This is a genomic window from Pseudomonas sp. REB1044, assembly GCF_038813925.1.
Lineage (GTDB): Bacteria > Pseudomonadota > Gammaproteobacteria > Pseudomonadales > Pseudomonadaceae > Aquipseudomonas > Aquipseudomonas boreofloridensis.
This window is the reverse complement of sequence record NZ_CP046139.1, coordinates 1,302,559-1,315,467: the sequence shown is the minus strand read 5'-3', so window position 1 is coordinate 1,315,467 and position 12,909 is coordinate 1,302,559. Positions and strand designations below refer to the sequence as shown.

Below are 12,909 nucleotides of genomic sequence, written 5' to 3'. Positions count from 1 at the left end.
AACATTATTGCCATGCAGGGATAATCAATGACCAGCCGCTGGGAAGGGATCGATGAATTCGTAGCCGTTGCAGAGGCCGGGCAATTCACCGCAGCGGCCGAGCGCTTGGGTGTGTCTTCTTCACATATCAGCCGACAGATCGTCCGACTGGAAGAGCGGCTACAGACCCGCCTGCTGTATCGCAGCACGCGGCGAGTGACCCTGAGCGAAGCCGGGCAAACCTTTCTACAGCACTGTCAGCGCCTGCAGGACGGACGCGAAGAGGCGCTGCGGGCGATGGGCGATCTGGCCAGCGAACCCAAGGGCTTGCTGCGCATGACGTGCGCCGTGGCCTATGGCGAACGCTTCATCGTGCCGCTGGTGACACGCTTCATGGCGCGCTATCCACAGCTTCGGGTGGACGTGGAATTGAGCAACCGTACCCTCGACCTGCTACACGAAGGCATGGACCTGGCCATCCGCCTGGGTCGCCTGCAGGACTCCAGGCTGATCGCCACGCGGTTGGCACCGCGGCGCATGTACCTGTGTGCCTCGCCGGCCTATCTGGAACGCTATGGCCGTCCCCACAGCCTGTCGGAACTGGCCCGACACAACTGCCTGGTCGGCAGTTCGGACCTGTGGGTGCTGCAGCAGGATGGACGAGAAATCAGCCAGCGCGTGCAAGGCAACTGGCGCTGCAACAGCGGTCAGGCAGTGCTGGACGCGGCGCTACAGGGCATGGGGCTGTGCCAACTGCCGGACTACTATGTGCTCGAACATCTGCAAAGCGGCGCGCTGGTGTCACTGTTGCAGGCGCACCAGCCACCCAATACCGCCGTGTGGGCGCTGTACCCGCAGCAGCGGCATCTCTCGCCGAAGGTTCGACGATTGGTGGATTACTTGAAAGAGGCGTTGGCGGGATTACCGGAGTATCGGCAAGACTGACGCACGGCGTTTGGAGCGCAGGCGTCTCAGCGCCGACCAGCCCAGCGCTGGCGCAACCATTCCAGATCCTCAGGGCGAGTGACTTTGATATTGTCACTGCGCCCTTCGACCAGGCGTGGAGCCAGCCCGGCCCACTCGACGGCGGACGCTTCGTCGGTCACCGCCACATCCGCGACCAGACACTCGGCGAGTGCACGATGCAGCAGACCGAGCCTGAACATTTGCGGTGTATAGGCTTGCCACACGGTACTGCGATCGATCGTGGCACTGACGCGGCCTTGGGCGTCAGCACGCTTGAGGGTGTCGCGAGCCGGTACAGCCAGCAGGCCGCCGACAGGATCGTCAGCCAGTTCCGACAGCAGTTTGTCCAGGTCACTGCGAGCCAAGTTCGGCCTGGCCGCATCATGTACCAACACCCAGTCATCATCGGCAGCGCCTTGCGCATGCAACAGCAGCAACGCATTGAGCACCGAATCGGCACGCTCGCGCCCGCCTGTCGCGCGGCGGATGCGCGGGTCGCGAGCGCAGGGCAAGCCTGGCCAGAAGGGGTCGTCTTCGGCAACGCTGACCACCACACCCTTGAGCAGCGGGTGGTCGAGAAAACGGTCGAGGCTATGCTCGAGGAGTGTCTGCCGGCCCAGTTGCAGATACTGCTTGGGACGGTCGGCAGCCATGCGGGCGCCAACGCCCGCGGCAGGAATCACGGCCCAGAAGGCTGGCGTCTGTTGGGTCATTTCTGTGGCAACTGGTAGAGGGTTTCGCCCTCCTTCACCATTCCCAATTCGTGGCGAGCCCGTTCTTCCACGGTTTCCATACCTTTCTTCAACTCCAGCACTTCAGCGTCGAGCACGCGATTGCGCTCCAGCAGCCGCTCATTTTCAGCATGCTGGTCGGCGATCTGCTGCTGCAACTCGGCCACTTGCGCCAGACTGCCATTGCCTACCCACAGGCGATACTGCAAGCCTGCAAGCAACAACAGCAGAACGAGGAACAACCAATAGGGACTGCGCATGAAGGTATCCAGGATAAAAGGCCGCCGCAGGCCGCAGCGAGCTTCCGATAGCACGAAGCCTGGCCGAGGCCAGGCTTCGATGACAGAAACCAGTCTGAAAGCGCTGAAAGCTCAGTAAGAGCGTTCAGACAGCCACGGCTGCTGCCTTTTTACCATCTCTCGCTCAGCCGCGAAACTCGGCGCGGCCACGGTAGACGGCCTTGGCACCCAATTGTTCCTCGATACGCAACAGCTGGTTGTACTTCGAGACGCGGTCGGAGCGGCACAGCGAGCCGGTCTTGATCTGGCCAGCGGCAGTGCCCACAGCCAGGTCGGCGATGGTGGAGTCTTCGGTCTCACCGGAACGGTGCGAAATGACCGCAGTGTACCCAGCCGCCTTGGCCATCTGGATGGCTTCCAGGGTTTCGGTCAGCGAGCCGATCTGGTTGAACTTGATCAGGATCGAGTTACCGATGCCTTTCTCAATGCCTTCCTTGAGGATCTTGGTGTTGGTCACGAACAGGTCGTCGCCGACCAGTTGCACCTTGGCGCCGATCTTGTCGGTGAGGATTTTCCAGCCCGCCCAATCGGACTCGTCCAGGCCGTCTTCGATCGAGATGATCGGGAAGCGCTCGGTGAGACCTTTGAGGTAGTCGGCGAAGCCTTCGGCATCGAACGACTTGCCTTCACCGGACAAGTTGTACTTGCCGTCTTCGTAGAACTCGGAGGCGGCGCAGTCCAGGGCCAGGGTCACATCGGTGCCGAGGGTGTAGCCCGCTTTCTCGACTGCTTCGGCGATGGCAGCCAGTGCATCTTCGTTCGAGGCCAGGTTCGGGGCGAAGCCACCTTCGTCACCCACGGCGGTGCTCAGACCACGGGCCTTGAGCACGGCTTTGAGGTGGTGGAAGATCTCGGTACCCATGCGCAGACCGTCGGAGAAAGTCTTGGCGCCGACCGGCTGGACCATGAACTCCTGAATGTCGACGTTGTTGTCGGCGTGCTCGCCGCCGTTGATGATGTTCATCATCGGCACCGGCATGGAGTACTGACCTGGGGTGCCATTGAGGTTGGCGATGTGCGCGTACAGCGGCAGGTCCTGGTCCTGTGCAGCAGCCTTGGCGGCCGCCAGCGACACGGCGAGGATGGCATTGGCGCCGAGTTTTGCTTTGTTCTCGGTGCCGTCGAGTTCGATCATCGCACGGTCGAGTGCTTTCTGGTCGCAAGGGTCCTTGCCCAGCAACAGATCACGGATCGGACCGTTGATGTTGCCGACGGCTTTGAGCACGCCTTTGCCCAGGTAACGGCTCTTGTCGCCATCACGCAGCTCGAGCGCTTCGCGCGAGCCGGTGGAAGCACCGGACGGCGCACAGGCGCTGCCGATGATGCCGTTGTCGAGCAGTACATCGGCTTCCACGGTGGGGTTGCCACGCGAGTCGAGAACTTCACGACCTTTGATGTCGACGATCTTTGCCATTGTTGTAAGCACTCCAGAATTGACGAAAACAACGCAGCTTGAGGAATTCTTGCCTTGCGCCAGGCGGACATGCGATCGGCAGGCCGGGCCAAGGACGCCTCCGACCGGCAGATCGGAGGCGGAACGGGCGGTACTTTACCCGAGAAATGGGTTTTACGCGGTTTCTACCGTCGGAAAACTCTTCACCAGGTCGTCCAGTTGCTTGAGCTGCGCCAGGAACGGCTCCAGTTTGTCCAGACGAAGCGCGCAAGGACCATCGCACTTGGCGTTGTCAGGATCCGGGTGCGCCTCGAGGAACAGTCCGGCCAGGCCCTGGCTCATGCCCGCCTTGGCCAGGTCGGTGACCTGAGCACGACGGCCACCGGCCGAGTCGGCGCGACCGCCCGGGGTCTGCAGCGAATGGGTGACGTCGAAGAACACCGGGTACTCGAACTGCTTCATGATGCCGAAGCCGAGCATGTCGACCACCAGGTTGTTGTAGCCGAAGCTCGAACCACGCTCGCACAGAATGAGCTGATCGTTGCCGGCCTCCACGCACTTGGCGAGGATGTGCTTCATCTCGTGCGGCGCCAGGAACTGCGCCTTCTTGATGTTGATGACCGCGCCGGTCTTGGCCATGGCCACCACCAGGTCGGTCTGGCGCGAGAGAAACGCCGGCAACTGAATGATGTCGCAGACCTTGGCTACCGGTTCGCACTGGTAGGGCTCGTGCACATCGGTGATCACCGGCACGTCGAAGGTGCGCTTGATCTCTTCGAAGATCTTCAGCCCTTCTTCCATGCCCGGGCCTCGATAGGACGTGACCGAGGATCGGTTGGCCTTGTCGAAGCTGGCCTTGAACACATACGGGATACCGAGTTTCTCGGTCACCCGTACATATGCTTCGCAGACCTTCAGAGCCAGGTCACGGGACTCCAGAACGTTCATGCCGCCGAACAGGACGAACGGCTTGTCGTTGGCGATCTCGATGTTGCCGACGCGAATGATCTTCTGGGTCATGGATCAGGCCTTGTTCTTCTGCTTCAGAGCAGCCTTGACGAAACCACTGAACAGCGGGTGGCCGTCGCGCGGGGTCGAGGTGAACTCCGGGTGGAACTGACAAGCGACGAACCATGGGTGATCCTTGGATTCGACCACTTCGACCAGTGCGCCATCTTCTGAGCGACCGGAAACCACCAGACCCGCATCAACCAATTGCGGCAGCAGGTTGTTGTTCACTTCGTAGCGGTGGCGGTGACGCTCGGTGATCACGTCCTTACCGTAGCAATCGTGCACGTTGGAGCCGGCCGCCAGTTGGCAGTCCTGCGCGCCCAGGCGCATGGTGCCGCCCAGGTCGGAGGCTTCGCTGCGGGTTTCGACTGCACCGGTGGCATCGGCCCACTCGGTGATCAAGCCCACGACCGGGTGGCCGCTGTTGCGATCGAACTCGGTGGAGTTGGCATCCTTCCAGCCCATCACGTTACGGGCGAACTCGATCACAGCCACCTGCATCCCCAGGCAGATACCCAGGTACGGCACCTTGTTCTCACGGGCGTACTGCACCGCAGTGATCTTGCCTTCCACGCCGCGCAGGCCAAATCCGCCCGGTACCAGAATGGCATCGGCACCTTCGAGCAGGCGGGTGCCCTGGTTCTCGATGTCTTCGGAATCGATGTAGCGCAGGTTGACCTTTGTGCGATTGGTAATGCCGGCGTGGCTCATCGCTTCGATCAGCGACTTGTAAGCATCCAGCAGTTCCATGTACTTGCCGACCATGGCGATGGTGACTTCGTGCTCAGGGTTGAGCTTGGCATCTACCACCTTGTCCCACTCGGACAGATCGGCACCGTTGCACTGCAGACCGAAGCGCTCGACGACGAAATCGTCCAGCCCCTGGGCATGCAGCACGCCTGGGATCTTGTAGATGGTGTCGACGTCTTCCAGGGAGATCACCGCGCGCTCTTCAACGTTGGTGAACAGGGCGATCTTGCGACGCGAAGACGCATCGACCGGATGGTCGGAGCGGCAGATAAGGACGTCAGGCTGCAGGCCAATGGAGCGCAGCTCCTTCACCGAGTGCTGGGTCGGCTTGGTCTTGGTCTCGCCGGCCGTGGCGATGTATGGCACCAGGGTCAGGTGCATCAGCATGGCGCGCTTGGAGCCCACTTCGACGCGCAACTGGCGAATCGCTTCGAGGAACGGTTGCGACTCGATGTCGCCCACGGTACCGCCGATTTCCACCAGGGCCACGTCGGCATCGCCGGCACCCTTGATGATGCGGCGCTTGATCTCGTCGGTGATGTGCGGGATGACCTGGATAGTGGCGCCCAGGTAATCACCACGGCGCTCCTTGCGCAGCACGTGCTCGTAGATACGGCCGGTGGTGAAGTTGTTGTTCTGGGTCATGGTGGTGCGGATGAACCGCTCGTAGTGGCCCAGGTCGAGGTCGGTCTCGGCGCCATCCTGGGTGACGAATACTTCACCGTGCTGGAACGGGCTCATGGTCCCCGGATCGACGTTGATGTACGGGTCCAGCTTGAGCATGGTGACCTTGAGCCCCCGCGCTTCCAGGATGGCCGCCAGGGAAGCCGAGGCAATGCCTTTCCCCAATGAAGAAACAACACCGCCCGTGACGAATATGTAGCGCGTCATGAAAAACCCTAGAAGTCTGCGTTAAGGCGGTCAGCGCCGCCGGAGAAAGCGAAGGAAGGCCGAAGCCCCCGATCACCTGCGTCAATCACAGTGCATCTCGAACAACTGCCGCGTCTGTACAGACCGGGGGTATCCCCAGTGTGGAGTTCGCTCGTCATTTTAAGAATCAGCCCAGCAAAAAACTGCTTGGTAATCGGCAACCGCTGTGATTTCGAGGAAGCCACAGAAGTTGTATCAAGAAGGGAGGGTAGTCTACCGGAATGTCGGCATCAGCTCAAACCTTGCACGCGGCCCGGCGGCTGCCACTGCAGTTGCCAGTCGCTCTGCACAAGCGCTGGCAGGTTGGCCACGGCCAGCAGGCGCGAGCCTTGATAGAGTAGCGGCAGGCGTTGGCGGACGAAGTGCGGAAGCTGGCGCTCATTGAGCAGACGCTTGAGGTCGCGCTCGCCACGCCCAGGCACATTCAGCCGCTCGCCGCCCTGGCGATAGGCAATGCGCAGCCCTTCGGGCGGTTTTGCCCCCTGCAGCCAAACCGCGCCATTGCCAGGCAGGATCAACGGCTGATCGGGATCAGGCCAACCCCATTGGCCAGCTTCCCACTGGCGCCAATCATCGCCCAGCCACCAGAGCCGCCCGTGGCTGCGCTGCAACTCGCCATCGGTCAGGCGCCAGATCGGCTGGGCATCAGGCGCAGCGTCGCGTAGCGCGTTCCAGCCGGCCCAGTGCCTGGCGTCAGGCAGCCGGGTACGGCGGCTGAGCCAGTACTGCAACGCATTGCGCTGACGCGCCGGCGACAACGCACGCACGGCGCCCAGATCCAGAGACGCGAGCCCCAGCCAAGCGAAGGGCGCGCCCTGCTCGGCCGAACGCAAATCCTCGGCAGCCAGTTCATCGAGCAGCCCCAGCGCCTCGCCCAGGTGCTCGGCACTGCGGGCCATCTGCTGACTGGCTTGCGGCCAACGCTGGCGCAGTTGCGGCATCACCTGAGCCCGCAGGTAGTTGCGCGAAAATCCGACGTCCTGATTCGACGGGTCGTCGATCCAGCTCAACCCCTGCGCCTCGGCGTAACGCTGCAAGTGCTCGCGTGAGTCGGCCAGCAGCGGCCTGACCAACATCCCCTGCCCCAACGTCCGCGACGACGGCATGGCCGTCATCCCACGCAAACCCGCCCCACGCAGGAGCCTGAACAGCAGGGTCTCAGCCTGATCGTCGAGGTGCTGGCCAGTGAACAAGACATCGCCCGGGCCAAGGCGACTGGCCAACGCGGCGTAGCGCGCGTCGCGTGCAGCCTGCTCCAGGCTGGCACCCGCTGCGACCACCACGGGGATGACCTCCAATTCGACGCCCAGGGCATCGCACACAGCGCGACAGTGCTCGGGCCAGGCATTGGCGGCAGTCTGCAGACCATGGTGAATGTGGAGGGCGCGCAAGGGCGGCGCAGGATGACGACGACAGTGAGCCGCCAGGCGATGAAGCAGAACGGTCGAGTCGAGTCCGCCAGAGAAGGCGACGAACCAGGTGGGGGCGTTGAGCCAGGGGGTGAGGTCGAGCATCACAGCCTCACAAGGGGCGCATAGCGCCCCCGGGATCCTATCAGAGACCGTAGCTCATCAGGCGGTCGTAGCGGCGCTTGAGCAGGGCGTCCTGGTCAAGCTTGCCCAGCATGCCCAATTGCTCGAGCAGGTCGGCACGGATGTTGGCGGCCATGGCAGCCGGGTCACGGTGGGCGCCGCCCAGCGGTTCGCCGATCACTTTGTCGACGATATTCAGGCTCTTCAGGCGCTCTGCGGTGATGCCCATGGCTTCAGCAGCGTCTGCGGCTTTGTCGGCGGTCTTCCACAGGATCGAGGCACAGCCTTCCGGCGAAATGACCGAGTAGGTGGAGTACTGCAGCATGTTGAGTTGGTCGCACACGCCGATGGCCAGCGCGCCGCCCGAACCACCCTCACCGATCACGGTGGCGATGATCGGCGTTTTCAGACGCGCCATGACCCGCAGGTTCCAGGCAATCGCTTCGCTCTGGTTGCGCTCTTCGGCGTCGATGCCGGGATAAGCGCCCGGGGTGTCGATGAAGGTCAGGATCGGCATCTTGAAGCGTTCGGCCATCTCCATCAGACGACACGCCTTGCGGTAGCCCTCCGGACGCGGCATGCCGAAGTTGCGCCGCACCTTTTCCCGCACCTCACGACCTTTCTGGTGACCGATGACCATCACCGGTTTGCCGTCCAGGCGCGCGGTGCCGCCAACGATGGCAGCGTCGTCGGAGAAATGACGGTCGCCGTGCAATTCCTCGAACTCGGTGAAGATGTGCTCGATGTAGTCGAGGGTGTAAGGACGACGCGGGTGACGCGCCAGGCGCGCGATCTGCCAACTGGTCAGGTTGCCGAAGATACTTTCGGTCAGGGTGCTGCTCTTGTCTTGCAGACGGGCAATTTCATCGCTGATGTTCAGCGAGTTGTCGTTGCCAACCAGGCGCAGGCCTTCGATCTTGGCTTGCAGGTCGGCAATCGGCTGTTCGAAATCGAGAAAATTCGGGTTCATAGGCATCCGTCTTGGGTCTACGGCCAGGCGGCCGGCCGGTTGATCCGTTTTGGCGCCATACCTTACGGGATCTGGCGCCTTGAGGTCGAGATTAAAATGCGTCGTTTCAACGGTATTGCAGGAAGACGTTCTCACGCCCGAACTGGTCACGCAGTGTCTGAATCAAGCCATCAGCAGGGTCGATCGACCATTCGTCGCCAAACTGCAGCATGGCCTTGGCGTCGCTGCCGGTGTACTCGAGGGTGATCGGGCAGCCACCGCGATGACGCGTGATCAGCTCACCCAGCCACGTCAGGCGATCGCCCTTGAGCGCCTCATGGGCAATTTTCAGGCGCAGACTCTCGGCCAGCTTGGTGCGCGCATCTTCGAGCGTCATCACCTGCTTGACCCGCAGCCGCAGGCCACCGGAGAAGTCATCGTTGCTCACCTCGCCCTCGACCACCACCATTGCGTCGTTTTGCAGCAGCGCCTGGGCGGCCATGAAGGCGTCGGCGAACAGCGAGGCTTCGATGCGCCCGGAACGGTCGTCGAGGGTGACGAAGCCCATCTTGTCGCCTTTCTTATTCTTCATGACTCGCAGGGCAATGATCATCCCAGCGATGGTCTGGGTCTCGCGCGACGGCTTGAGATCGACGATGCGCTGGCGGGCGAAGCGGCGGATCTCGGCTTCGTATTCATCGATCGGGTGACCGGTGAGGTAAAGCCCAAGGGTGTCCTTTTCGCCTTTCAGGCGCTCCTTGAGCGTCAGGTCGCGCACCCTGTGGTGGTTGCCATAAACGTCGGAGTCCTCTTCGACGAACAGCCCGCCAAACAGGTCGATGTGACCGCTGTCGGCGGTGCGTGCAGTCTGCTCGGCCGCCTTGATCGCCTCTTCGAGCGCCGAGAGCAACACGGCGCGGTTGCGGTCGATGTTGGCGTGGTAGGCCTTGATCTCGTCATGGAAGTGCGGACCGAGACGGTCGAGCGCACCGCTGCGGATCAAGGCGTCGAGGGTGCGCTTGTTGATGCGCTTGAGGTCCACGCGGGCGCAGAAATCGAACAAGTCCTTGAACGGCCCGCCCTCGGCGCGCGCCTCGACGATGGCTTCCACCGGCCCCTCGCCCACGCCTTTGATCGCACCCAGGCCATAGACGATGCGCCCGTCCTCGTTAACGGTGAACTTGAAGTCGGAAAAATTCACGTCCGGGGCGTCGAGGCGCAGCTTCATGCTGCGTACTTCCTCGACCAGCACCACCACCTTGTCGGTGTTGTGCATATCCGCCGACAGCACCGCCGCCATGAACGGCGCCGGGTAGTGGGTCTTGAGCCAGGCGGTCTGGTAAGAAACCAGGCCATAGGCAGCGGAGTGAGACTTGTTGAAACCGTAGCCGGCGAACTTCTCTACCAGGTCAAAGATGTTTCCTGCGAGGTTCGCATCGATGCCGTTATTGGCACAGCCTTCGATAAAGCCGCCACGCTGCTTGGCCATCTCCTCGGGCTTCTTCTTGCCCATGGCCCGACGCAGCATGTCGGCGCCACCCAGGGTGTAGCCGGCCATCACCTGTGCAATCTGCATCACCTGCTCTTGATACAGGATGATGCCGTAGGTCGGCGCCAGCACCGGTTGCAGACCGTGGTACTGATAGTCAGGGTGCGGATAAGCCAGCTCGGCGCGACCGTGCTTGCGGTTGATGAAGTCGTCGACCATACCCGATTGCAGCGGGCCAGGGCGGAACAGCGCCACCAGTGCGATCAAGTCTTCCAGGCAGTCGGGCTTGAGCTTCTTGATCAGCTCCTTCATGCCGCGCGATTCGAGCTGGAATACGGCCGTGGTTTCAGCCTTTTGCAACAGCTCGTAGGTCTTGCGGTCATCGAGCGGGATGAAGTCGATGTTGACCTCGGGCAGGTCCTTCTTGGCCTGCTCGCGGTTGATGATCTCCATCGCCCATTTGATGATGGTCAGGGTACGCAGGCCGAGGAAGTCGAACTTCACCAGGCCGGCGGCCTCGACGTCATCCTTGTCGAACTGGGTAATAAGGCCGCCGCCTTCTTCATCACAGGCGATCGGCGAGAAATCGGTGAGCTTGGTCGGCGCGATCACCACACCCCCGGCGTGCTTGCCGGTGCCGCGGGTGACCCCTTCGAGCTTGAGCGCCATGTCCCAGATTTCCCGGGCGTCCTCATCGCCCTTGAGGAAGTCGCGCAGGATTTCTTCCTGCTCGTACGCCTTCTCCAAGGTCATGCCCACTTCGAACGGAATCATCTTCGACAGGCGATCGGCCAGGCCATAGGACTTGCCCTGCACGCGCGCTACGTCACGCACCACCGCCTTGGCAGCCATGGTGCCGAAGGTGATGATCTGGCTGACCGCATTGCGCCCATAAGCTTCGGCCACGTAGTCGATGACCCGGTCGCGGCCGTCCATGCAGAAGTCGACGTCGAAGTCGGGCATGGAAACACGTTCAGGGTTGAGGAAACGTTCGAACAGCAGGTCATAGGCCAGCGGGTCGAGGTCGGTGATCTTCAGGACATAGGCCACCAGCGAGCCGGCACCCGAACCACGGCCAGGCCCCACCGGGACGCCGTTGTTCTTGGCCCACTTGATGAAGTCCATGACGATGAGGAAGTAACCCGGGAAACCCATCTGGATGATGATGTCCAGCTCGAACTTCAGCCGGTCCAGGTAGACCTGGCGTTTCTCATCGTAGTCAGGCGTGGTTTCCTTCGGCCAGAGTACCGCCAGACGCTCTTCCAGGCCTTCGTGGGACACGTGGCGCAGGTAGTCGTCGATGCCCATGCCATTGGGCGTCGGAAAATCGGGCAGGAAGTATTTGCCCAACTGCACGGAGATGTTGCAGCGCTTGGCGATCTCCACGGTGTTGGCGATCGCGTCTGGCAAGTCGCTGAACAGCTCGGCCATTTCCTCGGCCGACTTGAGGTATTGCTGATCGCTGTACAGACGTGGACGGCGCGGATCGTCCAGGGTCCAGCCTTCGCCGATGCAGACACGGGTTTCATGGGCGTCGAAGTCGGACTGCTTGATGAAGCGCACATCGTTGGTTGCCACCAGGGGCGCGCCGAGCTTGTCTGCCAGGGCCACGGCGGCGTGGACATATTCTTCGTCACGCGCGCGATTGGTGCGCTGCACCTCAACATAGAAGCGCTCGGGCAGCATCTGCATCCAGTCGCGCAGCAACGCCTCGGCCTCATCCTGACGGCCGGCCAACAGCGCCATGCCGATATCGCCTTCACGCGCGGCGGACAAACCGATCAGCCCTTCGCTGGCCGGGGCAATCCACTCGCGCTGGATGATGACCAGGCCGTTGCGCTGGCCATCGGTCCAACCGCGAGAAATCAGCTCGGTGAGGTTGCGATAGCCTTCCGGGCTCATGGCCAGGAAGCAGATGCGCGACAGCGGCGCTTCCGGCTCGGCACCGGCCAGCCACAGGTCGGCACCACAGATCGGCTTGATGCCAGCCCCCATGGCAGACTTGTAGAACTTGACCAACGAGCACATGTTGCTTTGATCGGTGATCGCCACCGCCGGCATGTTCATTCCGGCCAGGGCCTTGGCCAGCGGCTTGATCCGCACCAGGCCATCGACCAGGGAGAATTCGGAATGCACGCGAAGGTGAACGAAGGAGACCGGCATGGAGGATCCTGTGACAGCGATGAACGACAAAGGCGCGATTGTAGCGTAATTGGCCGCAAGGATTGCGACCGCTGCTCGCGCGGCGGGAGCGGTTAGATCAACGAAGAGGTGTGCCCGACCCGCGCCTCATAGGCGGCACGAACCGGCGCGAAGGAACGCCGATGAATCGGCGTCGGACCCAGCCGCGCCAAGGCTTCGAGATGCACTGGCGTTGGGTAACCCTTGTGTCCGCCGATGCCGTATCCCGGATAGATCAGCTCGAACGCGCTCATTTCGCGATCACGGGTAACCTTGGCCAGGATCGACGCGGCGGCGATGGCCGGCACTTGCGAGTCGCCCTTGACCACCGGCGAGGCAGGCACGGCCAACTGCGGACAGCGGTTGCCGTCGATCAACGCCAGTTTCGGCTGAGTGCTCAGTCCATCGACGGCACGCTGCATGGCCAGCATCGTGGCATGCAGGATGTTCAGTCGATCGATTTCTTCGACACTGGCGCGAGCGATGCAGAAGGCCAGCGCCTTTTCGCAGATTTCCTCGAACAGCGACTCGCGGCGTGCTTCGGTCAGTTTCTTGGAGTCGTTCAAGCCGAGAATCGGCCGATCCGGATCGAGGATCACCGCGGCGGTGACCACGTCACCGCACAGCGGACCCCGACCCACCTCGTCGACACCGGCAACGAGTTCCTCGACCAGCTTGAAATCCAGTCCCATCTGCATA

10 protein-coding genes are annotated in these 12,909 nt (G+C 62.2%); 1 reads left to right on the top strand and 9 read right to left on the bottom strand.

Annotated features, from left to right (window positions below):
* The first annotated feature begins 27 nt into the window (after positions 1-27).
* On the top strand, positions 28-924 hold the full coding sequence (locus tag GKC70_RS06070; RefSeq protein WP_342650755.1) for a LysR substrate-binding domain-containing protein: 897 nt from the start codon (positions 28-30) through the stop codon (positions 922-924).
* A gap of 26 nt (positions 925-950) precedes the next feature.
* On the opposite strand, the gene ispD is transcribed toward GKC70_RS06070, so the two are convergent.
* The 9 genes from ispD to rnhB all read right to left on the bottom strand — a co-directional run bounded on the left by ispD (position 951) and on the right by rnhB (position 12,908).
* Positions 951-1,658 (bottom strand): 2-C-methyl-D-erythritol 4-phosphate cytidylyltransferase, encoded by a 708-nt coding sequence (gene ispD, locus GKC70_RS06065; protein WP_342650754.1) that lies wholly within the window; start codon positions 1,656-1,658, stop codon positions 951-953.
* On the bottom strand, positions 1,655-1,936 hold the full coding sequence (ftsB, locus tag GKC70_RS06060) for a cell division protein FtsB (protein ID WP_029613437.1): 282 nt from the start codon (positions 1,934-1,936) through the stop codon (positions 1,655-1,657). The genes ispD and ftsB overlap by 4 nt, the downstream gene beginning before the upstream one ends.
* Positions 1,937-2,099: 163 nt before the next feature.
* The gene (eno, locus tag GKC70_RS06055; protein ID WP_039579560.1) at positions 2,100-3,389 is read right to left on the bottom strand and encodes a phosphopyruvate hydratase; all 1,290 of its coding nucleotides are present in this window, start codon (positions 3,387-3,389) and stop codon (positions 2,100-2,102) included.
* A gap of 153 nt (positions 3,390-3,542) precedes the next feature.
* Positions 3,543-4,388 (bottom strand): 3-deoxy-8-phosphooctulonate synthase, encoded by an 846-nt coding sequence (gene kdsA, locus GKC70_RS06050; protein ID WP_039579563.1) that lies wholly within the window; start codon positions 4,386-4,388, stop codon positions 3,543-3,545.
* Between the two features lie 3 nt (positions 4,389-4,391).
* Positions 4,392-6,020, bottom strand: coding sequence for a CTP synthase (locus tag GKC70_RS06045; protein WP_295485757.1), 1,629 nt, complete (start codon positions 6,018-6,020; stop codon positions 4,392-4,394).
* A 269-nt stretch (positions 6,021-6,289) separates the two neighbouring features.
* Positions 6,290-7,573, bottom strand: coding sequence for a tRNA lysidine(34) synthetase TilS (tilS, locus tag GKC70_RS06040; RefSeq protein WP_342650753.1), 1,284 nt, complete (start codon positions 7,571-7,573; stop codon positions 6,290-6,292).
* Positions 7,574-7,613: 40 nt separating this feature from the next.
* The gene (accA, locus tag GKC70_RS06035) at positions 7,614-8,561 is read right to left on the bottom strand and encodes an acetyl-CoA carboxylase carboxyl transferase subunit alpha (RefSeq protein ID WP_342650752.1); all 948 of its coding nucleotides are present in this window, start codon (positions 8,559-8,561) and stop codon (positions 7,614-7,616) included.
* Between the two features lie 106 nt (positions 8,562-8,667).
* Complete coding sequence (gene dnaE, locus GKC70_RS06030; RefSeq protein WP_342650751.1) at positions 8,668-12,192, bottom strand: DNA polymerase III subunit alpha; 3,525 nt, start codon at positions 12,190-12,192, stop codon at positions 8,668-8,670.
* 92 nt (positions 12,193-12,284) lie between these two features.
* Positions 12,285-12,908, bottom strand: a complete 624-nt coding sequence (gene rnhB / locus GKC70_RS06025) for a ribonuclease HII (RefSeq protein ID WP_342650750.1) — start codon at positions 12,906-12,908, stop codon at positions 12,285-12,287.
* Position 12,909 lies beyond the last annotated feature (1 nt).